This window comes from Shinella sp. JR1-6 (assembly GCF_004284735.1).
GTDB lineage: Bacteria > Pseudomonadota > Alphaproteobacteria > Rhizobiales > Rhizobiaceae > Shinella.
Window position 1 is genome coordinate 38,577 of sequence record NZ_SHMI01000015.1, and the last position, 23,528, is coordinate 62,104.

At 64.5% G+C, this 23,528-nt stretch carries 23 protein-coding genes; 12 read left to right on the forward strand and 11 right to left on the reverse strand.

Annotation, left to right across the window (positions count from 1 at the left end):
• Positions 1 to 4: 4 nt before the first annotated feature.
• The 4 genes from EXZ48_RS22660 to proV form a co-directional block, all read right to left on the reverse strand.
• Positions 5 to 277: a helix-turn-helix domain-containing protein gene (locus EXZ48_RS22660; protein ID WP_130518480.1), complete on the reverse strand. Its 273-nt coding sequence runs from the start codon at positions 275 to 277 to the stop codon at positions 5 to 7.
• Positions 278 to 353: 76 nt separating this feature from the next.
• On the reverse strand, positions 354 to 1,229 hold the full coding sequence (locus tag EXZ48_RS22665) for a glycine betaine ABC transporter substrate-binding protein (RefSeq protein WP_023514210.1): 876 nt from the start codon (positions 1,227 to 1,229) through the stop codon (positions 354 to 356).
• A 56-nt stretch (positions 1,230 to 1,285) separates the two neighbouring features.
• Positions 1,286 to 2,170, reverse strand: coding sequence for a proline/glycine betaine ABC transporter permease (locus EXZ48_RS22670; protein ID WP_130518483.1), 885 nt, complete (start codon positions 2,168 to 2,170; stop codon positions 1,286 to 1,288).
• Between the two features lie 23 nt (positions 2,171 to 2,193).
• A complete protein-coding gene (gene proV / locus EXZ48_RS22675; RefSeq protein WP_130518485.1) occupies positions 2,194 to 3,426 on the reverse strand; it encodes a glycine betaine/L-proline ABC transporter ATP-binding protein ProV in 1,233 nt (410 codons plus the stop codon).
• A gap of 541 nt (positions 3,427 to 3,967) precedes the next feature.
• On the opposite strand from proV, the gene EXZ48_RS22680 reads away from it, so the two are divergent.
• Entirely contained in the window at positions 3,968 to 4,522 is a 555-nt protein-coding gene (locus EXZ48_RS22680) for a sigma-70 family RNA polymerase sigma factor (RefSeq protein WP_037405382.1), read from the forward strand.
• A gap of 1 nt (position 4,523) precedes the next feature.
• Positions 4,524 to 5,159 carry an NrsF family protein gene (locus tag EXZ48_RS22685; RefSeq protein WP_130518487.1) on the forward strand — a complete coding sequence of 212 codons (636 nt, stop codon included), beginning with the start codon at positions 4,524 to 4,526 and terminating at the stop codon, positions 5,157 to 5,159.
• A 99-nt stretch (positions 5,160 to 5,258) separates the two neighbouring features.
• Here EXZ48_RS22685 and EXZ48_RS22690 read toward each other — a convergent pair whose 3' ends face one another.
• The gene (locus tag EXZ48_RS22690; RefSeq protein ID WP_130518489.1) at positions 5,259 to 6,047 is read right to left on the reverse strand and encodes an SDR family oxidoreductase; all 789 of its coding nucleotides are present in this window, start codon (positions 6,045 to 6,047) and stop codon (positions 5,259 to 5,261) included.
• A gap of 81 nt (positions 6,048 to 6,128) precedes the next feature.
• A complete protein-coding gene (locus EXZ48_RS22695; protein ID WP_023515383.1) occupies positions 6,129 to 6,956 on the reverse strand; it encodes an alpha/beta fold hydrolase in 828 nt (275 codons plus the stop codon).
• Positions 6,957 to 7,086: 130 nt separating this feature from the next.
• Between EXZ48_RS22695 and EXZ48_RS22700 the strand changes: the two genes are divergently transcribed.
• Both EXZ48_RS22700 and ric read left to right on the forward strand, forming a co-directional pair.
• Entirely contained in the window at positions 7,087 to 8,040 is a 954-nt protein-coding gene (locus EXZ48_RS22700) for a GlxA family transcriptional regulator (RefSeq protein ID WP_050745235.1), read from the forward strand.
• Positions 8,041 to 8,143: 103 nt separating this feature from the next.
• Entirely contained in the window at positions 8,144 to 8,809 is a 666-nt protein-coding gene (gene ric, locus EXZ48_RS22705) for an iron-sulfur cluster repair di-iron protein (RefSeq protein ID WP_023515385.1), read from the forward strand.
• A 119-nt stretch (positions 8,810 to 8,928) separates the two neighbouring features.
• Here the strand turns inward: ric and EXZ48_RS22710 are convergent, their stop codons facing one another.
• Positions 8,929 to 9,783, reverse strand: coding sequence for a ferritin family protein (locus tag EXZ48_RS22710; RefSeq protein WP_130518491.1), 855 nt, complete (start codon positions 9,781 to 9,783; stop codon positions 8,929 to 8,931).
• 166 nt (positions 9,784 to 9,949) lie between these two features.
• Between EXZ48_RS22710 and EXZ48_RS22715 the strand changes: the two genes are divergently transcribed.
• Genes EXZ48_RS22715 through EXZ48_RS22745 form a run of 7 tightly spaced genes read left to right on the forward strand, consistent with a single transcriptional unit; the run spans position 9,950 to position 18,731 of the window.
• A complete protein-coding gene (locus EXZ48_RS22715; RefSeq protein ID WP_130518627.1) occupies positions 9,950 to 12,205 on the forward strand; it encodes a NosR/NirI family protein in 2,256 nt (751 codons plus the stop codon).
• Positions 12,206 to 12,227: 22 nt separating this feature from the next.
• A complete protein-coding gene (nosZ, locus tag EXZ48_RS22720; RefSeq protein WP_130518493.1) occupies positions 12,228 to 14,141 on the forward strand; it encodes a TAT-dependent nitrous-oxide reductase in 1,914 nt (637 codons plus the stop codon).
• 19 nt (positions 14,142 to 14,160) lie between these two features.
• Positions 14,161 to 15,507, forward strand: coding sequence for a nitrous oxide reductase family maturation protein NosD (locus EXZ48_RS22725; protein ID WP_130518629.1), 1,347 nt, complete (start codon positions 14,161 to 14,163; stop codon positions 15,505 to 15,507).
• Between the two features lie 5 nt (positions 15,508 to 15,512).
• Positions 15,513 to 16,415: an ABC transporter ATP-binding protein gene (locus EXZ48_RS22730; RefSeq protein WP_130518495.1), complete on the forward strand. Its 903-nt coding sequence runs from the start codon at positions 15,513 to 15,515 to the stop codon at positions 16,413 to 16,415.
• Positions 16,412 to 17,227 carry an ABC transporter permease gene (locus EXZ48_RS22735; protein ID WP_130518497.1) on the forward strand — a complete coding sequence of 272 codons (816 nt, stop codon included), beginning with the start codon at positions 16,412 to 16,414 and terminating at the stop codon, positions 17,225 to 17,227. Before EXZ48_RS22730 ends, EXZ48_RS22735 begins: the two co-directional genes overlap by 4 nt.
• A complete protein-coding gene (locus EXZ48_RS22740) occupies positions 17,224 to 17,757 on the forward strand; it encodes a nitrous oxide reductase accessory protein NosL (RefSeq protein WP_130518499.1) in 534 nt (177 codons plus the stop codon). The genes EXZ48_RS22735 and EXZ48_RS22740 overlap by 4 nt, the downstream gene beginning before the upstream one ends.
• A complete protein-coding gene (locus EXZ48_RS22745) occupies positions 17,754 to 18,731 on the forward strand; it encodes an FAD:protein FMN transferase (RefSeq protein ID WP_245462333.1) in 978 nt (325 codons plus the stop codon). The genes EXZ48_RS22740 and EXZ48_RS22745 overlap by 4 nt, the downstream gene beginning before the upstream one ends.
• A gap of 45 nt (positions 18,732 to 18,776) precedes the next feature.
• Here EXZ48_RS22745 and EXZ48_RS22750 read toward each other — a convergent pair whose 3' ends face one another.
• Complete coding sequence (locus EXZ48_RS22750) at positions 18,777 to 20,075, reverse strand: sensor domain-containing diguanylate cyclase (RefSeq protein WP_130518501.1); 1,299 nt, start codon at positions 20,073 to 20,075, stop codon at positions 18,777 to 18,779.
• A 296-nt stretch (positions 20,076 to 20,371) separates the two neighbouring features.
• Between EXZ48_RS22750 and EXZ48_RS22755 the strand changes: the two genes are divergently transcribed.
• Positions 20,372 to 21,016, forward strand: a complete 645-nt coding sequence (locus tag EXZ48_RS22755; protein ID WP_024270091.1) for a transcriptional regulator — start codon at positions 20,372 to 20,374, stop codon at positions 21,014 to 21,016.
• Between the two features lie 62 nt (positions 21,017 to 21,078).
• Here the strand turns inward: EXZ48_RS22755 and EXZ48_RS22760 are convergent, their stop codons facing one another.
• Genes EXZ48_RS22760 through EXZ48_RS22770 form a run of 3 tightly spaced genes read right to left on the reverse strand, consistent with a single transcriptional unit; the run spans position 21,079 to position 23,524 of the window.
• A complete protein-coding gene (locus EXZ48_RS22760; protein ID WP_130518503.1) occupies positions 21,079 to 22,044 on the reverse strand; it encodes a threonine/serine dehydratase in 966 nt (321 codons plus the stop codon).
• A 14-nt stretch (positions 22,045 to 22,058) separates the two neighbouring features.
• Positions 22,059 to 22,790, reverse strand: a complete 732-nt coding sequence (locus EXZ48_RS22765) for an amino acid ABC transporter ATP-binding protein (RefSeq protein ID WP_130518505.1) — start codon at positions 22,788 to 22,790, stop codon at positions 22,059 to 22,061.
• A complete protein-coding gene (locus EXZ48_RS22770; RefSeq protein WP_130518507.1) occupies positions 22,787 to 23,524 on the reverse strand; it encodes an ABC transporter permease in 738 nt (245 codons plus the stop codon). The genes EXZ48_RS22765 and EXZ48_RS22770 overlap by 4 nt, the downstream gene beginning before the upstream one ends.
• Positions 23,525 to 23,528: the final 4 nt, after the last annotated feature.

A 23,528-nucleotide genomic window follows, 5' to 3' on the forward strand; every position in this document is an offset into this window, starting at 1 on the left:
AAGCTTAGCCGTTCTCCATCGGCCCCTTGCCCTGACCGTCGAGCAGCCAGGCGATGCTCACCTGCAGGATACGGGCGAGCATGTCGAGGCGATTGGCGCGGGGCTCTGCGCGGTCGTTCTCCCAGTTGCTCCAGGTCTCGACCGTCACGCCGGCAATGGCGGAGATTTCTTCGACGGTGAAGCCGACGGCATCGCGCGCGAGCGAAATGCGCCCGCCGATCGTGTCGTAGGCCGTATCGACGGCGGTTCGCGGGGCGAGTGTGGCGTCGGTGTGCATGTCGGTGTCCTTAGTTCGTGAAAGAGATGCCCCGCGCGGTCCGCGCGCGAGGCAGGTCATCGATGGAGGGCCGGCGTCAGCCGTCTTCCTTGGCGAGCCAGGCCTTGATCTGATCGGGATGGTCGGCGATGTACTTGTCGACGGCCTTCTCGTAGGAGGTCTCCTGCGCGTTGAACATCGCGGCCTCGAGATCGGCGATCGGCAGCTTCATGCGCGACAGGAAGGCCGCGACATCGGGGTTGTCCTTGTCGAAATCCTTGCGGGCGATCACGTCGACATGCTCGGCCTTGCCGAGCGCGCCCTTCGGGTCGTCGATGTAGCGCAGCTTGTATTTGCCGAACATCCAGTGCGGGCTCCAGGAGGTGGCGACGAACCATTCCTCCTTGCGGATCGCCCGGTCGACCGTCGTCAGCATGCCGGCTTCGCTGGAGATCTGCAGCTTGTAGCCGTCAAGGCCATAGTCCTTGACCGCCTGTTCCGACAGACGGGTGAGGCCCGCGCCCGGATCGATGCCCTCGACGCGGCCCTTCAGCTTCTCCTTCACATCGTCCTTCTTCAGGTCCTCGATGGAGGCGATGGCGTCTTCCGGCACATAGGCAGGCACCACCCAGCCGAGCCTTGCCCCGTCATAGACGGTGCCGAGCGTCGTCACCTTGTCCTTCACCTTGGCGAAATAGTCGGCGTGGGTCTCAGGCAGCCAGGCCATCATCATCAGGTCGAGGTCGCCGCGGCCGACGCCCTGGTAGAGCGGAGCGACATCGGTCTGAACCAGCTCGACCTCACGGCCGAGTTCGTCCTTGATGAGCTTGGCGGCAAGTTTCGTCACGAATTCGGCGTCGGACCAGGCCGACCAGCCGATCTTTACCGGTGCCTTGCCTTCGGCCAGCGTCGCGCCGGCCGCGCCGACCAGCATTCCAGCCGCAAGGCCGAGTGTAGCGAGTGTCTTGAACATCTTTGCTCCTTTGGGAGGGTTCGCATTCGGCGGCGTGTGCCGCCGGCTTTCGGGTATCAGGCCGTGGCGGTGGAAGCCGCCGGCGCCTGTACCCGGGGTCGGAAGACGGTGCGCCAGAGGCTGGCGCGCGCCTTTCCGAGGCTCTGGGTGATCCGGTCGAGGATCACCGCGAGAATGACGACGGCGATACCGCCCTCGAATCCGGTGCCGACGTCGAGACGCTGGATCCCGGTCAGCACGGTGTTGCCGATGCCGCCCGCGCCGATCATCGAGGCAATCACCACCATCGAGAGCGACAGCATGATCGTCTGGTTGATACCGGCCATGATGGAGGGCATGGCGTTGGGAAGCTGTACCTTGAAGAGCAGCTGCGGAGCCGTGCAGCCGAAGGCATTGCCAGCCTCGATATATTCGACATGCACCTGACGAATGCCGAGATTGGTGAGGCGCACGACCGGCGGCATCGAGAAGATGACGGTCGCGATGGTGCCGGGTACGGCGCCGAGGCCGAAGAACATCGCTGCCGGGATCAGATAGACGAAGGCGGGCATGGTCTGCATGAGATCTAGTACGGGGCGCACGACCGCCGCGACCCGGTTGCTGCGCGCCATGGCGATGCCGAGCGGCAGGCCGATCAGCATGGCGACCAGCGTCGAGGCAAGAACCAGCGACAGTGTCTCCATCATCGCGGACCACAGGCCCATATGCTCGACGAGCCACAGCGAGGCGGCAGTGAAAGCGGCAAAGCCGAAGCCGACGCGCCAGAGCGAGAGCAGGACAAAAACGGCAAGGCCGAGGGGCATGGGTACCGCCAGCAGTACGGCCTGGATACCGTTCGTCACCGTGCCGATCGCGGCGGCGATGAAATCGAGCAGCGGGGCGAAGTTGTCGAGGATGTAATTGACGGCACTGTCGACGCCGTCACCGATATCGAATGTCATGGATTTTCTCCGGGTCGGCGGGATCAGGCGGTGCGGTCAAGCGCCTCGAGAAGCGCGGACTTGCTGATGGAGCCGAGGTAGCGGTTGGCCTCGTCGACGACCGGAACCGGAAAGGCACTGGCGGCGACCTTGCCGAGGACATTGGCGAGGTTTTCCGATGCGGGGATTGGCTCTACCCCCGGCAGGAAGGCGCGATGGTAGGGATCGCTCGCGCCGTCCCGGGTGGTCGAAACCAGCGAGGTGCGGCTGACCATGCCGTGGAAGGTCTTGTCGCGGCCGAGGATGATGGCGACGTCCCTGTCGAAATGCTCCATGCGCTCCAACGCAGCGGCGGCGGAGACGCCCTGGCGCTCGATGATCGTCACCTGCGTCTTGCGGGCGACATCCCCGGCGCGGAAGACCTGCGAGACGTCGACATTGCGGAAGAAGGAGCGGACGTAATCGTTGGCGGGCTTCAGCACGATCTCGTCGGGTGTGCCGACCTGCACGACCGCGCCGTTCTGCATGATGCAGATGCGGTCGCCGATGCGCATGGCCTCGTCGAGGTCGTGGCTGACGAAGACGATGGTCCGGCTGTGCTCGGCCTGAAGGCGCACCAGCTCGTCCTGCATTTCCGTGCGGATAAGGGGGTCAAGCGCGGAAAAGGCTTCGTCCATCAGGAGAACGCTTGGCTCGCCGGCAAGCGCCCGGGCGAGGCCGACACGCTGCTTCATGCCGCCGGAGAGCTGATCTGTACGGCTGTCGTCATAGCCTTCCAGCCCGACAGCCCGCAGCGCCGCGCCGGCGCGCTGCCTGCGCTCGGTCTCGCCAATGCCAGCAACTTCCAGACCGAAGGCAGCATTGTCGATGACGTTGCGGTTCGGCAGCAGCGCGAAGGATTGGAAGACCATGCTGATGTCGCGGCGGCGGAGTGCGATCAGCTCGCTGCGCGGCATGCGCGCCACGTCGCGGCCCTCGATCTCGATCGCCCCCGATGTCGGCTCGATCAGCCGGTTGATGAGGCGCAGCATGGTGGATTTTCCGGAGCCCGAAAGTCCCATGATGACGAAGATTTCGCCGGTGCGGATATCGAAGCTGGCGTTGTTGACGCCGATGGTGCAGCCTGTGGCCGCGTGGATATCCGCCTTCGTCTTGCCGGCCTTCAGAAGGGCAAGAGCCTTGTCTGGCCGCTCGCCGAAAACCTTGAAGACGTTCTTGATACTGATCTTGATCTCCGGGTCGTTTGCCGAAGAACCGCTCTCAGTTGCAAAAGCCATATTGTCCTGGGCCCGGCTCCGGAAGCGGGGCACTCTCCTTTGTTGATTGTCAGCTGATGACGCACTCAGCGGTATGGAATACGCGCAGGCCAAGATGCTTCGCAAAAACGATAGCGCGTCGCAATATGGACATTGTTTGGCACATTGATGCCGTAATGTCCACAGTGTAAGAAAAAAATACTATTCTCTAGTCGATTATAGCGCGATATCGAAAAGGATTTGTCGTGAACTTCTATCGGGCTAGGCGTTTGGGCTGTCCGTGACGTATGCCTCTTGCGCCGTCGTTGGCAGGCCACAAAGAGCGGTGTGGCATGAGCAGTCGCGTGCACGCCGAACATCGGCCGGCTCCAGGGGGTACGCGGGCTCATACGGAAAACATGCCTTGTCGGGACAGCACAGGGGTTCTTTTTACGACGAAGGTCTTGCCGAAGAGGCGGGGGTGTAAGAAAAAGACTGGCGTATCAGGCGGTTGGTTGCGTTGCGGATTTCTTTCCCTTCGCGCGGTAACAAAGTCGTGTTCCCGAACGTAGAGAAGGAAACGGTGAAACAAGCGGCGCGTGAAGAGGAATGGGCAGCATGGTTGCGGCTCGCCATCGAGGGCGATGCGCAGGCCTACAACCGTTTTCTCACGGCTGTAACGCCGCATCTGCGTGCCATGGCGCGACGGCGTTGCGATCAATATGGCGCGCCGCCGAGCGAGGCGGAGGATGTGGTGCAGGAAGTGCTGCTCGCCATTCACCTGAAGCGCGGCACCTGGGATCCCGCCCGGCCGCTCGGCCCCTGGCTGACGACGATCGTGCGCAACAAGCTGGTTGACAGCCTGCGCCGTCGCGGCCGGCATGGCAGCGTGCCGATTGACGACGTTTCCGATTTCCTGGAGGCGGCGGACGAGACGCACGAGGCCGCCGACCGCCTCGACACGGAGACGGTGCTGGCGCGGCTGAAGGATCCACAGCGCGATATCGTCCGCTCGATCTCGATCGAAGGGGAAGGTATCCGCGAGACGGCGGCGCGGTTGAAGATGACGGAGGGCGCGGTGCGCGTCGCCCTCCACCGGGCGCTGAAATCGCTGGCCGCCTTCTATCGGAGCGACTGACATGAAGACCGATGAGCTGATCACCCTGATGACGCAAGACGCGCCCGTTCGCCTGCGCTATGGCCGGGCGATCGGCACCGCGCTTGCGGTGGGTGTCGTGTTCTCCGCCGTGCTGCTCATTGCCACCGTCGGCCTGCGACACAACATGGCGACGGTCTTCGAGACGGCGCGGGTCTGTTTCAAGATAGGGGTGACGCTGGTGCTTGCCGTGCTTGCGGCGCGGCTGGCCATGCGCATCGGGCGACCGGGTGTGGCGATCCGCCTGCCGGCCCTGCTGCTTGCCTTGCCGGTGATGATGGTCGTAGCCGCCGTCGTGATGGAGCTTTCCGTATTGCCTCAAGGTACATGGGCGGCCAGCATGGTCGGCGAGAATGCGCTTTTCTGCCTGCTTTTCGTGCCCGTTCTGTCGCTTGCCCCACTGGCCGGCCTGTTTTGGGCGCTTCGGCGGGGAGCGCCGGAGAACCCGGCAATGGCGGGCGCGGCGGCCGGATTTGCTGCCGGCGCCATTGCCGCTGCAATCTATGCCTGGCACTGCCCGGACGACAGCCCACTTTTCCTTGCCACCTGGTACACGATCGGTATCGCTATCGTTACTGGCGCCGGGGCACTGCTCGGCCGCCGCTGGCTGCGGTGGTAGGGATCGTTTGCCGAAAGCGCCGCGGCGGAGAGGTAGCTTGCGCCTCCGAAGCTGCCCCGGACGCGCGGGCTTTTGGACAGATGTTCCGCTCTTTCTGTTTCATGCGCTGCCAAGCCCATAGCGGGCTGCGGCGCGGGCAAGCGAGAGGTTCGGCCGCAGGGCGTCACGGGCGGCAAGGTAGGCGTCCAGATCGGCCGTGTCCGGAAGGGAGGGAACGGTCAGCGCCTCGCCGAGATCAAGGCCGGCCAGTGCGGCATCGACCATCTCCTCGACGTCCATGACCATGGCTGCTGGCAGGGTTTCAAGCTTTTCTTCCTCCCAGATCGCGGTGCGTGTGATGCCCGGCAAAACGCCCTGCACCCGGACGCCGGCCGGGGAAAGCTGCGCTTGCAGCGCCTCGGTGAAAGCAAGGACGAAGGCCTTCGTGGCCGGATAGACGGCGGTGAAGGCGGCCGGCATGAGTGCGGTGACCGAGGTTATGTTGATGATCGTACCCCTGCCTGTGGCGGCAAGCCGCGGAGCGATCGCTGCGGCAAGGCGGGTGACGGCGAGGATGTTGAGGTTGATCATGCCGGTGACGTTCACGGGGTCCAGTTCGGTGATCATGCCTTCCCCGGCGATGCCGGCATTGTTGACGAGGCCGGTGATGGCGGCATCCTCGCGCAGGCGGGCTTCGACCGCGGCCAGCCCTTCGGGCCGCGCAAGGTCGGCAGCGAGAGTTTCGACGGCAACGCCGTGCGCCGCCTGCAGCCGCGCGGCAAGCGCCGCCAGTCTTTCGGCACGGCGTGCGACGAGCAGCAGGTTGTGGCCGCGGCGGGCAAGCCGGTCCGCATAGACCGCGCCGATGCCGTCGGATGCGCCGGTGATGAGGAAAGTGTCTTTGCTCATGGTCTGTCTCCTTGATAGCGCGTTGGATGAAACGGCGCCGGGCCGGCGCGCTCTGGCGCCGAGGCCCGTGCCGGAAGGCGGTCAGGCATTGATGAAGGCGAGAAGGTCGCCGTTGAACCGGTCCTGATGGGTCTGCGTCAAGCCGTGATCGGCGCCCTCGTAGACCTTCAGCACGGCATGTTCGACGATCCGGACGGTCGACAGGGCGGAGGCGCCGATCGGCACGATCTGGTCGTCATCGCCGTGCAGCACCAGCGTCGGCTTGTCGAAGGCCTTGAGATCCTGGTGGAAATCGCTTTCGGAGAAAGCGCGGATGCTGTCGAGCTGGCCCTTGAGGCCGCCCATCATGCCCTGCCGCCAGAACTCCTCGCGAATACCTTCGGAAAGGACAGCACCATCTCTATTGTAGCCGTAGAAAGGAATGGTCACGTCCTTGAAGAACTGGCTGCGATTGTCATAGGTGCCCTTGCGGATGCCGTCGAAGACATCGATAGGCAGGCCACCGGGATTGGCTTCCGTCTTCAGCATCAGCGGCGGAACGGCGCCGATCAGTGCGACCTTGGCGACGCGGTCCGTGCCGTGGCGGCCGATATAGCGGGTGACTTCGCCGCCGCCCGTGGAATGGCCGACAAGGATGACGGCGCGGAGGTCCAGCTGCTCGATCAGCTCTGCCAGGTCATCGGCATATTGGTCCATGGTGTTGTTGTGCCAGACCTGGTCGGACCGGCCGTGGCTGCGGCGGTCGTGGGCGATGGTGCGAAAACCCTGATTGGCGAAGAACACCATCTGTGCGTCCCAGGTATCGGCGCTGAGCGGCCAGCCGTGAGAGAACAGGATGGGCTGGCCGTCGCGCGGACCCCAGTCCTTGTAGAAGATATGCGTGCCGTCCCGGGTTGTGATCGTGCTCATTGGTCTGTCTCCTTTTGTCGAGGGCTTGATTGCCTCCCGTGTGAATAGAGATACTCTGGCGTGTGTCCGGGCTGGATGGGCGCTTCTGACAGAAGGCGAGCCGAAACTGACAAAAGGCGGGAGATGCGCAATGGAAGTCGGATTGATGCTCTACCGGGATTGCCAGGCTGCGATGGTGCACGGCATCACGGACCTCTTCGCCATTGCGTCGATCTTCTCGCGTGATCGCGGCGGACCCGCCGTGCGGGTCAGCCATTGGCGCATGGATGCGGAAGGGCGCTTTTCCCGCAGCCATGACACCGATCCCGGTGCTCCCGGAACGCCGGATATCCTCGTCGTGCCGGGTCGGCTGACAGGGCCGGCCGAAGCGGAGGAGGCGGCGCCTTACGCCCGCTGGCTGCTGGACCGCCACGGCCAGGGGGCAACGCTTGCCTCCACTTGTGGCGGGACGTTCATCCTGGCGGCGACGGGCCTGCTTGCCGGCCGCCCCGCCACCACGCACTGGCTGTTTGCCGAGCGGTTTCGCGAACGATTTCCCGATGTGCGACTGGAGGCGGACAAGATCGTCATCGAGGATGGCGACATCATCACCGCCGGCGGGCTGATGGCCTGGACCGACCTCGGCTTGCGCATCGTCGATCGCCTGCTCGGCCCCTCCGTGACAATCGAGACGGGCAAGTTCCTGTTGGTCGATCCGTCCGGACGCGAACAGCGGCATTACAGCAATTTCGCGCCCCGCCTCACCCATGGCGATGAGGCGGTGCTGAAAGTGCAACACTGGCTGCAAGAACGAGGCGGCCGGCCCACCAGCATCGCCGATATGGCCGGCCATGCGCGGCTGGAGGAGCGCACCTTCCTGCGCCGCTTCAAGACGGCGACCGGCATGAAGCCGATCGAATATGTGCAGCACCTGCGGATCGGCAAGGCGCGGGAGCTGCTGGAGTTCACGCGACGCACCGTCGATCAGATCGCCTTTGCGGTGGGCTACGAGGACGCGGCCGCGTTCCGCCGTGTGTTCCACCGCATCCTCGGTCTCTCTCCGGGCGAATATCGCAGCCGGTTCTCGGTGGCTGTGGCGGCGTGAGCCCGGGGGGCGCCTCTTCTTTGCCCCGGCGCAAAGACCGGCTGCTCTTCTCCTGCAAGGGTTGGCGAAAACTGGAAACGCCAACCCTTGCAAAGGAGCCAGGATGCAAACGCTTTCTCTTGACCGGACCGTGACGTCGATTGCGGCGGAACTGCCGGGCGCTGCCGATCTGTTCCGTCGATCGGCCATCAATTTCTGCTGTGCGGGCGATATCCCGCTTCGTGCCGCGGCCGAGCGGGCGGGGCTTTCGCCGGAAGACCTGCTAGCCACGCTGGAAGCGCTCGAACGGTCGGCCGGCCGGGATGCGCCGGAGGAGACGGAGCCGCTCATCGAGCATCTCCTCAGCCGCTATCACGAGACCCATCGGCAGGAACTGGCTTTCCTTATCCCGCTTGCCGAGAAGGTCGAGCGGGTCCACGGGGACCATCCGGCTGCGCCCTCGGGGCTTGCCGCGGCGCTGACCGCGCTGCGCGACGAGCTGGAAGGTCACATGATGAACGAGGAACAGGTGGTTTTCCCGATGATGCGTCGGGGCGGGGCCGCGCGGATCAACCAACCGGTCGCACAGATGCGCCGCGAACACGACGATGCCGTGCGACTTCTCCACGATATCGAGCATGCCGCCCACGGCATGGCCCTGCCATCGGGCGCCTGCGGTTCGTGGACGGCGCTTTATACCGGGCTGAGAAAGCTTACCGACGATCTCGTGATGCACATGCATCTGGAAAACACGGTGCTCTTTCCGCGTTTCGAGGCGCCTGCCGCCTGAGGGCGAAAGCCCGGCGCTGCTGCTGCTCGGTGAGTGGTGGCGGCGACGGTTGTCCGGGCCGAGGTTGGCGAACCATCGACCTCTGCCCGCCGGCTGCGTCCTTCGGCCTGTCAGCTCTTTCAGCGGCCCGTTCGAAGGGCAGATATGCAATCGAGGATCCGGGCGGCATAGGTTTGCGCCCGGGCGCGGCCCGCTTCGTCCGGAAGGCGTTCGGCAAGATCGAGGTAGGCGTCGAGCAAGGCTTCGCTCAAAGCCCGCGGTGCTTCCAGCACGGCCGGGTCCAGTGAAACGAGTGCCGGCGACAGCGGGTGGTGGGTAAGGGCTTTTGCCCGGGCGCTGGCCTGAGCCGACAGGTCCGCGAGCGTGGCCCCGGCTGATCCCGGCACGTCTTCGACGGCCCTAGCGGCAAGCAGCGTCGATAGGTGCTCCTCAAAGGCGACGAGCGTCCACTGCTGCGCCCTTCCGGATATTGCTTCGCGCTGGAGATGGAAGGCACGCCGCCGTTCCTGCCGCAAGGTCGCGATATGCGACAGTTCCTCGCGCGCCATCTGTTCGGCCGCCTCGCGCAGCGGGGCGGAGGGGCTGCGGGAGGCGAGATAGGTCCAGAAGGCGAAAGCACGTTCCTCGTTGCGCACGGCGATCGAGAAGGCGCGGTAGGCGCTGAGAAGTTCCGGTGCGACAAGGGAAGCGCCTTCGTCGTCGAAGGTCGGGTCGAGGCTCCAGCGCACCGCGGACGGGTCCGGTTCCTTGCCGGTCGTGCGCTGCGACCAGTAGCCGACATTGCCGAGGTGGTCGCTCTCCTCCTCCACCAGCTTTTCAAAGACCGCGGCAAGGTCGGGCCGGCCTTCTCTCCTCATGCGATCGGCGAGTGAGGCATAGCCCGCGATGGCCTCCTGCTCCATCGCCGCGGCGATCGCAAAAAGCTCTTCCATGGTTTCAACGGTGCCCGAAGGCTCGTTCCCGAGTAGCGGCATCGGCAGCATCTCCCTTGCATGCGCCACTCTCCCATCGTGGATCGCTGCGGTGTTTGTGCTGCAACAAATTGCGCGCAGGTATCTTGCCTAGAATGCCGGCATCGATACTCGCTTGCCGGAATACGACACCTTGACGGACTGCCCGCAGACCCTATCCCGCAAAACGATGCGTCCCGCCGTCTGGTTGAGACGGGTCCTGGTGGTGCTGTTCACCCTGCTGGCGGCGATGCCGGCCGTGTCGATGGCAGAGGCCGCCTCCCGGCTAGCGGAGTACCTGCCGAAAGCGCAACCATCGGATCTCTTTCCCGGTGCTGACCGCTTCGGCGAGCCGGCAGGCGAACCACCGATCGCCCCTGTCTGGCGAGGTGAAGTTCTCGCCGGCTACGCTTACCTCAATTCCGATTTCACCAGCGCGACCGGCTATTCGGGCAAGCCGATCCACATCCTCGCCGGCATCGACCCGCAGGGTGTGCTGCACGGCTTCAAGCTGGTCCATCACCAGGAACCGATCGTCCTCATCGGCATTCCCGAGGAGAAGGTGGTTGCCGCGCTCGACACACTGATCGGCCGCGATATCGGCCGTGTCGCCGCAGGCGCGGACCGCCCGCCCCAGGTCGACATCGTCAGCGGTGCGACGGTGACGGTGCTCGTCATGGGCGACAGCGTCGTGCGCTCGGCCGTGCGGCTCATCCGCAGCGGGCGATTGGGGGGCGATGCTGCGGTAGGTGCAGCGCCGCCGGCCGAAATCCGCAAGCTCAAGACGGAAGCCGGCGCGGCCCGTTCCTGGGAAGAACTCGTCGGTGACGGCTCCATCCGCGGCCTCGGCCTGTCCGTCGGCGAGGTGAGCGAGGCTTTCGCACGCGCCGGCGAGGACAAGGCCGCACAGCATCCCGAAACGCGCAGCCCCGAAGACCGCTTCATCTCGCTCTACATCGCGCCCGCCAGCGTGCCGGAAATCGGCCTCAGCCTGCTCGGCAAGGAAGGCTATGAGCGGCTTCGCGCAAAGCTGCGGCCGGGCCAGCAGGCCATTCTCGTTGCCGGTGACGGGGCCTATTCGTTCAAGGGCTCGGGCTATGTGCGCGGCGGCATCTTCGATCGCATCGAGCTGATGCAGGACGGGCAGGGCGTTCGGTTCCGCGACCGCGGGCACACGCGACTTGCCGATATCGCCGCCGAAGGCGCGCCGCCCTTCCGGGAAATCGCGCTCTTCACCGTGCCGGAGGATCTCGTCTTCGACGTAACGGCGCCCTGGGAGCTGCAATTGCTGGTGCAGCGCTCCTGGAGCGTGCGCGACAAGGCCGTCCTACCCTTCGACCTCGGCTACAGCCTGCCGGATCGCTACGTCACGGTCGAAAAGGCGAAGCCGGTGCCGGTCGCCACGACCGAAGCCGAACCGCAGGCTGCCGCACCGTTCGCAGACGAGAGTGAGCCGCTCTGGATGCAGATGTGGCGCATGAACACGGTTGAGATCGGTATCACGGCCTTCGCGCTGCTGCTGCTCACCGTCATCTTCTTCTTCCAGGACTGGCTCGTCCGCCGTCCCGTGCTGCATGTCTGGGTGCGGCGCTCCTATCTCGCCTTCGTTCTGGTCTGGCTCGGCTGGTATGCCAATGCGCAGCTTTCCGTCGTCAATGTCCTGACCTTCACCAATGCGCTGATCACCGGCTTCAACTGGGAGTTCTTCCTCTCCGCGCCACTGATCTTCATCCTCTGGGCGACAGTTGCGGCGGGGCTCCTCTTCTGGGGGCGGGGGCCGTTCTGCGGCTGGCTCTGCCCGTTCGGCGCCCTGCAGGAACTCACCAACAATTTCGCACAATGGCTGAAAGTGCCGCAGATCAAGGTGCCGTTCTGGCTGCACGAGCGGCTGTGGCCGGTGAAGTACATTCTCTTCCTCGGCCTGTTCGGCCTGTCGTTCTACTCGGTTGCGCTCGCAGAGGTCTTTGCCGAGGTCGAGCCGTTCAAGACGGCGATCATCCTGAAGTTTGCCCGTGACTGGCCCTTCGTGATCTTTGCGCTGACGCTGCTCTCGCTCGGCCTCTTTATCGAGCGCTTCTATTGCCGCTACCTCTGCCCACTTGGCGCTGCGCTCGCCATTCCCGGCCGCATCCGCATGTTCGAATGGCTGAAGCGGTGGCCCGAATGCGGCTCTCCCTGCCAGCGCTGCGCCAAGGAATGCCCCGTGCAGGCCATCCATCCCGAGGGGCAGATCAACGTCAACGAGTGCATCTACTGCATGCACTGCCAGGAACTCTACCACGACGACCACCGCTGTCCGCACATGATCCAGGTGCGGCTGAAGCGGGAGAAGTTCGAGCGGCTGTCCTCGCCCGCAACACGCGGGCCGGGGCCGGCTCCGCCGGTCATCACCCACAGGGGCGTCGCCATCGAGAAACCCGATCCGGCTGCCGGATCGCCGAACTGACACCAGAACAAGGAGAGGTGCCATGTCACAGGATGAAACGAAAGCAGGTCTGAGCCGCCGCCAATTGCTCGGTTCCACGGCTGTCGCGGCGGGGGCGGTGGGAACCGGTGCGCTCGCCCTCGGCAGCATCACCGCGGCGCCCGCGCTTGCACAGGCCGCTGCCAGCGGCAATTACGAGGTCAAGCCGGGCGAACTCGACGAGTATTACGTCTTCTTCTCCTCCGGCCAGACGGGCGAGGTGCGCATCCTCGGCCTTCCCTCGATGCGTGAGCTGATGCGCATTCCGGTCTTCAACCGGTGCAGCGCCACCGGCTGGGGGCAGACCAACGAGAGCCTGAAGATCCTGACAGAGGGCATGCTGCCGGAATATCGCGAACTGATGAACAAGCGGGGCGCCGCCGCCTATCTCAACGGTGACCTGCACCATCCGCACCCCTCCTTCACCGAGGGGACCTATGACGGCCGCTATCTCTTTGCCAACGACAAGGCGAACACCCGCGTCTGCCGCATCCGCCTCGACGTGATGAAGTGCGACAAGATCGTGCAGCTGCCCAACCAGCACACGGTCCATGGCCTGCGCGTCCAGAAATATCCGAAGACCGGCTATGTCTTCTGCAACGGCGAGGATCGCGTGCCGATCCCGAACGACGGCAAGGTGCTCGACGACAAGTCGCATTACCGCTCGATCTTCTCGGCCGTGGACGGCGAGACGATGAAGGTCGCCTGGCAGATCATGGTGGATGGCAACCTCGACAATGTCGATGCCGACTACCAGGGCAAATATGCCTTCTCCACCTGCTATAATTCGGAGGAGGGCGTGAACCTTGCCGAGATGATGGAGGCCGAGCAGGACTGGGTCGTCGTGTTCAACCTGAAGCGCATCGAGGAGGCGGTTGCCCGCGGCGACTTCACCGAGATGGGCGGGGTGCCGGTTCTCGACGGGCGCAAGGGCTCGCCGTTCACCCGCTACATCCCGATCTCCAACGGCCCGCACGGCATGAACACCGCGCCTGACGGCATCCATATCGTCGCCAACGGCAAGCTCTCGCCGACCGTGACCGTCATGGATGTGCGCACCTTCGACGATCTGTTCGAAGACAAGATCCAGCCGAAGGAGACGATCGTCGCCGCGCCGGAGCTCGGTCTCGGCCCGTTGCACACGGCCTATGACGGCAGGGGCAATGCCTATACGACGCTCTTCATCGATAGCCAGATCTGCAAGTGGAACATCGAGGATGCCAAGCGCGCCTACAAGGGCGAAAAGGTCGATCCGATCCGCCAGAAGCTCGACGTGCACTACCAGCCCGGCCATAACCACACCTCCATGGGCCAGACCAAGGATGCGGACGGCAAGTGGCTGATCTCGCTCAACAAGTTCTCCAAGGACCGGTATCTCAACGTCGGCCCGCTGAAGCCGGAGAATGACCAGCTCATCGATATCTCCGGCGACGAGATGGTGCTGGTGCACGACAATCCGACCTTCGCCGAACCGCATGACGCCACCATCGTCCACCGCTCGAAGATCGATCCGGTGCATGTGTGGAAGCGCGATGACCCGTTCTTCGCCGATGCGGTGAAGCAGGCTGCCGCCGACGGCATCGACCTGATGGCCGACAGCGAAGTGATCCGTGACGGCAGCAAGGTGCGTGTCTACATGACCTCCGCCGCACCGGCCTTCGGGCTGGAGACCTTCTCCGTCAAGCAGGGCGACGAGGTGACGGTCTACGTCACCAATATCGACGAAGTCGAAGACCTCAGCCACGGCTTCTCCATCATCAACTACGGTCTCAACATGGAGGTGGCTCCGCAGGCGACGGCTTCTGTGACCTTCACCGCCGACAAGCCCGGCGTCTACTGGTACTACTGCTCGTGGTTCTGCCATGCCATGCACATGGAGATGAAGGGTCGCATGTTCGTCGAGCCGCAGGCGGCCTGACGTGACAGCCTGTTCCGTCATGATGAGGATTGCGGTGGCGGCCCTTGCGGCCGCCCTCGCACCCGTTTTCGTGCGGGCGGAGACCGTCTCCGTTCCCTCCGGCGCGGAGAACCTGCAGGCGGTTCTGGATGCCGCCCGGCCGGGGGATATAATCCGGCTGGAGGCGGGCGCGCACCGCGGTCCTCTGCGGATCGCCACGGCATTGACGCTGGAAGGCGAGGGTGGTGCGGTGCTCTCGGGTACGGGCACGGGCAGCGTCGTCACTGTCACTGCGCCCGGCGCAGTAGTGCGCGGGCTTGAAATCCAGGGTTCCGGTACGGATATCGGCGCGCTCGATTCCGGCGTCTTCCTTGACAAGACCGCGACCGGAGCGATTGTCGAGAACAATCGGATCATCGGCAATCTCTACGGCGTCTATATACGGGGCGCCAAGGATGCGATGGTGCGCGACAACCGGATCGAGGGCATGCGCGAGGGGCGCTCGGCGGAGGCCGGCAACGGCGTGCACCTGTGGAATGCGCCGGGGGCGAAGGTGATCGGAAACGATATCCGTTTCGGCCGTGACGGCATCTTCACCAATGCCAGCCGTCGCAACGTCTTTTCCGGCAACCGCATGCGCGACCTGCGTTTTGCCATCCACTACATGTATACGAATGAAAGCGAGATCAGCGACAACGTCTCGACCGGCAATTCCGTCGGTTACGCCATCATGTATTCCGACCGCCTGACCATCACCGGCAATGTCTCCGATGGCGATCGCGATCACGGGCTGCTGCTCAACACCGCGAAGGGCTCGACGGTCTCCGGCAACCGGGTGAAGGGACGGATGCAGCCGGTTTCCCGCTGGATCAATGCCGGCCGCCAGAGCGACACACACGGTGTGACCATGGAGAGCGATGCCGGTCACGACGTCGCGGACCAGCGCCTCGGCCCGGAGAAATGCGTCTTCATCTACAATGCCAACCGCAACCGCTTTTCCGGCAACCGCTTCGAGAATTGCGCGATCGGCATCCATTTCACGGCGGGTTCCGAGGGTAACCGCATGAGTGGCAATGCCTTCATCCGCAATCGCAATCAGGTCAAATATGTCGGCACGCGCTACCTCGACTGGTCGGCGGAAGGGCGCGGCAACTACTGGAGCGACAACCCCGCCTTCGATCTCGACGGCGACGGTATCGCCGATACGCCTTACCGGCCGAACGATCTCGTCGACCGGGTTCTGTGGACCGCGCCGCAGGCGAAAATCCTCACCAACAGTCCGGCCGTGCAGGTTATCCGCTGGGCGCAGAGCCAGTTTCCGGCGCTCCTGCCCGGTGGCGTGGTCGACAGCCGTCCGCTGATGGCCCCGCCGGGCGAAGGAATGTGAATGCCATGACCCACCGCATCGACATCCAGGCTGTTTCCAAGGCCTTCGGCGCCTTCACGGCCGTACGCGACGTTTCCTTCTCGCTCGCCGAAGGCGAGATTGTTGCGCTGGTCGGCCACAACGGCGCGGGCAAGACGACGCTGATCAAGCTGATGCTCGGCCTTCTCCGCCCGACCGCCGGCACTGTTCGTGTGCTCGGGGGCGATCCGGCGGCTGATCCTGCCGTGCGGGCGCATCTCGGCTACCTGCCGGAAAGCGTGTCCTTCAATCCGGCCCTGACCGGCCGCGAGACGCTGGCCTTCTATGCTGCGCTGAAGCGCGCGCCGCACCGCCAAATCATCGAACTGCTCGAACGGGTCGGCCTGGCACAGGCCGCCGACCGGCGCGTGCGCACCTATTCCAAGGGCATGCGGCAGCGGCTCGGGCTGGCGCAGGCGCTGCTCGGCGCGCCGCAGGTCCTCCTGCTCGACGAGCCGACGACCGGCCTCGACCCGGCGCTCCGCCGCGATTTCTATGGTTTCCTCGACGAACTGCGCGCAGGCGGCGCGACGATCCTGCTTTCCTCCCATGCGCTCAGCGAGCTGGAGGGGCGGGCCGACCACATCGTCATCATGGGGCAGGGCGTCAAGATCGCGGATGGTTCGCTGGATGCGCTGCGCAGCATCGCGCGGCTGCCGACTCGCATTCGTGTGCGCCTTGCCGAGGGCGAAGAAAGACGGCTTGAAGGGGACGCGGACTGGCGGCCGGTCAACGGCCACATGCTGGAGATAGAGGCTGCGCCGGAGGACAAGGTGGCGCTGCTGCGCGCCGCCGTCGGTGCCCGCATCGCCGATCTCGACGTGACGCCGCCGACGCTCGACGAACTCTACGCCCATTTCCAGGACAGGCAGCGGGAGGCCGGCCAATGAGGACCATCCTCGTCATCGCGCGCAAGGAAATCCAGGAGGGCCTGCGCAATCGTTGGGTCCTCGCGACCACGCTGCTTCTGGCAACGCTTGCGCTCACCCTCACCTTTCTCGGCAGCGCGCCCACCGGCAATGTCGGGGCAAGCGCGCTCGATGTGATCGTCGTCAGCCTGTCGAGCCTGTCGGTGTTTCTCGTGCCGCTTATCGCGCTCCTCATCTCGCACGACGCCATCGTCGGGGAGGCGGAACGGGGCACGCTCCTCCTGCTGCTCAGCTATCCGCTGGCGCGTTTCCAGGTGATCGCCGGCAAGTTCATCGGGCATCTGGCAATCCTCGCCTTCGCAACATTCATCGGTTACGGCGCAGCGGCGCTGGCGCTCGGCCTTGGCGGTAGCGCCGGGCTCGTCGCCGGCTGGCCGGCCTTCGTGCTCCTGATCGGCTCCTCGGTGCTGCTCGGCGCGGTCTTCATCGCCATCGGCTATCTCGTCAGCACGCTCGCCGGCGAGCGCGGTACTGCGGGCGGCATTGCCGTCGGTGTCTGGCTCGTCTTCGTGCTGGTCTACGACATGGCGCTGCTCGGCCTTCTGGTCGCCGACCAGGGGCGCACGGTCACAGGCGGGCTGCTCAATGCCCTCCTTCTGCTCAACCCGACCGATGCCTACCGCCTGCTCAATCTCGGCGGTGAGGCGGGGGCGATCTCCGGCATGGCCGGCTCGGCCTCGCTCAGTGCGCCAGCGCTTGCCGCTGCGCTCGTGCTGTGGGTAGCGCTGCCGCTTGCTGCTGCCATGCTGGTCTTTTCAAGGAGAGAGGCATGAAGCGCATCCTCGCTACCCTTGTTCTCGTCCTCGTCGCGGGCTGCTCGGAACAGCAGGCCGAGACGCCGCAGCCTTTCGCCCTGACGCAGGAGGCGATCGGTCGCTATTGCGGCATGAACGTGCTCGAGCACGAAGGCCCCAAGGGCCAGATCATCCTGTCGCAGATCCCCGAGCCGATCTGGTTCTCCTCGGCGCGCGATGCGGTCGCCTTCACGCTCCTGCCGGACGAGCCGAAAGCCATCGCCGCCATCTATGTGTCCGATATGGGCGCTGCTGCGAGCTGGGCGCAGCCCGGTGCGGAAAACTGGATCGACGCCCGCACCGCCTTTTATGTGATCGGCAGCACGCAGCGTGGTGGCATGGGTGTCGCCGAGACCATTCCCTTTTCCAGGGAAAGGGACGCGCGCGACTTTGCCGGAAAACATGGCGGCGAGGTGGTCGGCTTCCCGGATATTCCATCTGGCTATGTGCTGGGTGACGGTCAGGCGAACGACGGCGCCGACCCGCAGCGTGAGGAGGCGGAACAATGATCATGGGTGCAAGGCCGACCCGTCGCCGGTTCATCAGCCTTTCAGCCGCGGCCGCCGGCACGGCGCTCTGCCCGCTCGGCGCTCGCGCTGGGTCTGCGGCTGTCCGCTGGCGCGGCCGTGCCCTTGGCGCCCCGGCGGAAATGATCCTGCATCATTCCGACCGGGCACAAGCCGAACGGCTGATCCGGCGTGTCGTCGTCGAGATCGATCGCCTCGAGCGCATTTTCAGCCTGTACCGGCCGGATTCCGCGCTTGCGACGCTGAATGCTCGGGGTGCGCTCGCCGATCCGCCGGTAGAACTGATAGAACTGCTGGAACAGAGCCATACCGTCTGGGCGCTGAGCGGCGGCATGTTCGATCCCACCGTCCAGCCCTTGTGGCTGCTGCATGCCTGGCACTTCTCGACTCCCGACGCCGACCCGGCCGGCCCCCCGCGCGAGAGCATCGAGGCTGTATTGGCGCGCACAGGCTTCGAGCATGTCGCCTTCGACCGCAACCGTATCGCCTTTCGCAGGCCGGGCATGGGGCTGACGCTGAACGGTGTCGCGCAGGGCTATATCACCGATCGGGCGGTGGACATCCTGCGCGCCGGCGGTGTGTTACATACGCTCGCCGATCTCGGTGAGATACGCGCCCTCGGGCCGCGTGAGAACGGCACACCTTGGCACGCTGGTATCGCCGGGACAGATATACGCGTCGATCTCGTAAACCGCGCGATCGCGACCTCCGGAACGAACGGTTTCCGCTTTGCCGGGCCGGGCTCCCCGAGCCATCTGCTTAATCCTCGGACCGGTGTTTCGGCTGGCCGTCATGACAGCGTCAGCGTCGTCGCGCCGACCGCCACAGCCGCCGACGCTCTTTCCACAGCCTTCAGCTTCATGGATGGCGACGGGATCGTGACAGCGCTGCGGGCACTTCCCGCAACGCAGGTGCATTTGCATGAGCCGGACGGCAGCTATCGGCATATCGTGTGATGATCCCGGACAGTTGCGGACGGCCGGCAGCGCCGTAGCCGCCCATCAGGCGCCGAGCATCACGACACGGTTGCGGCCCGTCCGTTTGGCTTCATAGAGTGCATTGTCTGCCCTGAGGATCGCCGAGCCGAAGGGTTCTTCCGATGGGTCCGCAAGCGTGGCGCCGATGCTGACGCTGACTGGGATCACGGCGCCTTCGATATCGAAGGGCGAAGCATGGATCGCCATGCGGATGCGCTCAGCCAGTGTCACGGCCGCTACCGGCTCCTCGGCTGCCAGCAAGACCGCGAATTCCTCGCCGCCAAGCCGTGCAAAACGGTCGCCCGATCGCACGACCTCCTGGCAGCGACGGGCGAACTCCATGAGAACAAGGTCGCCTGCGCGGTGGCCATGCGTGTCGTTGATCGATTTGAAATGATCGATATCCAGCATGAGCACGCCCATGGACGCCGCGCCGCTCGATCTGGAGAATATCTCTTCCGCTTCCTCGAAGAAGCGTCGGCGGTTGAGGATCCCGGTCAGCGGGTCGGCATTGGCAAGCACCTTGAGCTGCTCGGCATAGGCGCGCTCCTTCGTCACGTCGATGTAGAGATTGACGTTGAAGTTGCCGACCGTCCTTTGCCGGAACTGGATGCGCTTCGTCGCGCCGCTGGCCGTCCTGACGTCGAGATCGAAGGGCGTCATCTCGCGGTTCTCGCGCCGGGCGTCTGCGATCGAGGAATGCCATTGTGTGCGGGCATATTCGCGGTATTGCGGATCGGGATAGACGAGGCGCCACCAGTCCTCGATGCTTTCGATCTCGTCCTGAGTATAGCCGAAAAGCGCCTTGAACGTCGAATTGGCGAACTGGATCTGGTCGTCGCTGCTGGCGATTTCGAAGCCGAAGGGCAGCCAGTCCAGAAGCGAGATCATCTGTTCCTGCCAGCCGGCAAGGGAGACGGAACCCTGCGGCGGCGCATCCGTGAAGGTGAACAGGCGCACGAGTTCGCCCTCGATCGCGATCTTGGTGACCTGCACCATCAGCACGCGTTCCTGCGCCTGCACCATGGCCCGGATCAGGAAAGGCTCGCCCGGCACGCCGATCGGCGCGACGCTCCATATCTGCGAGAGGAGAATGCTCGCCTCGCGACCGACGAGATCTTCGATGGGCAGGTTCTCGAAGGCTTCCAACCCCAGTCCGAACAGGACCGCGGCATTGGAATTGGCCCGGCGCACATGCAGCGTGCCCTTCTCGACAAGGACCATCGGTGCACCAACGCAGCCCATCCAGAAATCGACGTCCTCACGGGACCTGCCGTAGGGAACATCGTCTGTCTTGGTTCGCTGCGACGCTGTACTGCTCATGCGATCCGATACCCATCGTCCTCTGTGCAAGGCCACAGAGACCTTCCGTGCCCGAAGATAGTCACCTAACGTAAGAAAAGGCTTAAGCGCCCGCAGATTCCATCTGGCCAAGCTTTCTGCGTTTTCCGGCGCTTCCAGCAACGCAGTGCCTCTCGTGCGCAAAACGGTGGCGTCTGGGTCATGCCGGCATTTTTAGGGGTGGGGCGCATTGCGAAATGCGATAGTCCGTGAGCAAAAGGATTTCGGGAAGATCCCGGTCCCCCCGACGGACGGCCGCCAGCCAAGCGAGAACTCAAATGCCGCAACGAGACAAAGACGCAGACGTCGCCATGCCCTCCGATGCGCTGAGGACATATCATCCGGTCTGCGATGCGATTGCGCTCATCCTGCAGCCCTATGCGGAGGTGGTTCTCCACGATCTCTCCAGCGAGACGGTGAGCTACATCGCCAACAACTTCTCGAAGCGGGATCTCGGGGAACCGTCGCTGCTGCACGAAATCGACTTCAAGCCGAACGACCGGACGATCGGGCCTTATGAAAAGGTGAATTTCGATGGAAGGCGGCTGAAATCGGTGAGTGCGGTGTTGCGCGCGCCCGATGACCGGGCGATCGCCATCCTGTGTATCAACATCGACGTTTCGCACATCCAGTCTGCGATCCAGGTGCTGAGCGCCATGTCCACTGTCTCCATCGACCAAGGCAAGCCCGCTGCCCTGTTCAAGGAAGACTGGCATGAGCGGGTCAACGAATATGTGCACGGCTGGACGACGAAGCGGGGCCTTATGATCGCTGACCTCACCCGGGCGCAGAAACAGCAGCTTGTGCGCGAGCTGGCCGAAGACGGCGCCTTCAGCGGAAAGCATGCGGCTGCCTATATCTCGAAGATCCTGCAGATGGGCCGGGCGACGGTTTACAACTACCTTCGCGACACGAAAGCCTGAGCCCCGAACGGCAGAAGGGGCGCCCGCGGGGCGCCCTCTGTGGTGGCGGTCGAGCGGGCTGATCAGCGGCCGTAGATCGCCTGTGTGATGAGATCGCGGTCAAAATTCGCGCCGCAAAGCAAGATCACGCTCGTCTGGCCGGAAAGGCTGGCTGCAACCTTTTCGAAGCCGGCAAGCGCAAGGGCGGCCGAACCCTCGACGATCATGTTCTCCTCGAGAGCGAGTGTTTTCAGGGCGGCGCGGATGTCGTCCTCGCCGCATTCCACGACCTCGTCCACGGTCGCCATCGAAAGAGGCAGCGTGATCGTGTCGAGATCGATGCCGCCGGCGACGGCATCGGCGAGCGTCTCGCGATGCTCGGTCTCGACCACGCGGCCGGCCGCCATCGATGCCGCCAGCGCCTTCGAATGGCTCGCGGCGACGCCGTAGAGCTTCGTGCGCGGGCTGAAGGCCTTGAGCACCGCACCGATGCCGCTGATCAGGCCGCCGCCGCCCATCGCGACGAAGACATTGTCGACGCCGGCACACTGTTCGAGGATTTCGAGCGCGATCGTGCCCTGGCCGGCGACGATATCGGGATCGTTGTACGGCGAGACATAGGCGTGCCCTTCGGAGGCAGCGCGTTCCTGGGCGTGCTGTTCGGCAAGGCCGGTCTCCTCGCCGTGCAGGATGACCTCGACGCCGTAGGAGCGGATCTTCTCAAGCTTGGCGGGCACGACGGTCTGCGGCAGCACGACGGTGAGGCTGCGGGAAAGCGCCTTGGAGGCGTGCGCCGCACCGATGCCGTGGTTGCCGGACGAGGCGGTGATCAGCCGCCCGCCCGCGGGCTGGGCGGACATTTTCGACATTGCACCCCTGATCTTGAAGGATCCGGTGAGCTGGAAGTTCTCCGCCTTGAAGAGCACCGTCGCGCCTTCGGCCTTGCCGGCCTTGCGGGCGGGCAGGAGCGGTGTCTGGTAGATATGGTCACGAATGCGGGCCCTTGCCCGGACGGCGGCGGCCGCGGTTTCGAAGACGATGGTCTGCATGGTTTCCTCGCTGGTCAGTGTTGCGGCCCGATTTGTCGAAGGAATTCCTTCGTACGGGCATGGGATGGATGACGGAAGAACGTTTCGGGATCCGCCTCTTCGAGGATCGTTCCGCGGTCCATGAAGACGATGCGGTCCGCCACGCTTCGCGCGAAGCCCATTTCGTGGGTCACGACGATCATCGTGAGGCCCTGGCGGGAAAGATCCGTCATGACGTCAAGTACCTCCTTGACCATTTCCGGGTCGAGGGCGGAGGTGGGCTCGTCGAACAGCATGACCTTCGGCTTCATGCACAGGGCGCGCGCGATCGCCACGCGCTGCTGTTGTCCACCGCTGAGCTGACGCGGATAGTTGTCCGCCTTTTCTGTCAGCTGCATGCGCGCCAGCATCGCCAGCGCCGCCTCTTCAGCTACCAGGCGTGGTGTCCGGCGTACCCGCCGCATGGCGAGTGTCAGGTTGTCCAGAACCGTCAGATGTGGAAAGAGGTTGAACTGCTGGAAGACCATACCGACGTCGCCGGCAAGCGCCAGCACGTTGGCACAGTCGGCCGAAAGGCTGTGGCCGGCGATTTCCACGGTGCCACCCTGCCGTTCCTCCAGCCCGTTCAGGCAGCGTACCAAGGTCGATTTGCCAGAACCGGAAGGCCCGCATAGGACGATGCGCTCGCCGGCTGTAACCTTCAAGCTGACCCCGTGCAGGACTTGCGCCGCGCCATAGGATTTGACCAGGTTTTCCGCGATGATCATGACGAGGCTCCAAGGGTGGGTGAGCGCGGATGCACCGTACGGCCGCTCCTGCCGATAGCGGCGGCTCCCGGAATGCGACGTTCGAGAAAGCGGAAGGCGAGGCCGAACAGGAAACCGATCGCGAGATAGAGGATGCCGGCGACGATGAAGACCTCGAAGGGTGCGTAGGTTTTCGCCGTGAAGGCGCGTGCCGCTCCCGACATTTCCATGACCGTGACGGCGCTCGCCAGCGAGCTGGCCTTCAGCACAAGGATCAGTTCGTTGCCGATCGAAGGCAGGATCGCCCGGTAGACCTGCGGCAGGAGCACATCGCGCATGCGGCTGAAGCTTGAAAGACCGAGCGAGATGGAGGCCTCCGCCTGGCCGGGTGGAAGCCGCCTCAGGCCGCCGGCGACGATCACGGCGACATAGGCTGCGGAATTGAGGCCGATGGCGATGATGGCGCAGTTCACGGGCTCGCGGATGATCGGCCAGATCACGCTGGCGCGCACCGCATCGAACTGGGCGAGGCCGTAGTAGAGGATGAAGAGCTGAACGAGGAGGGGGCTGCCGCGCACGAGGAACGTATAGATCGTTACCGGCCAGCGCAGCAACGGGGATTTCGCTGTTAGCCCCAGCCCGAGCGGCAGGGCGAGGATCTGGCCGAGTAGGAAGCTGGCCAGGGTGACGACCAGGGTCAGCTTCAGGCCGGCATAGACGATGGGGATGGACTGCAGGAGGATCTCGGAGGACATGGTG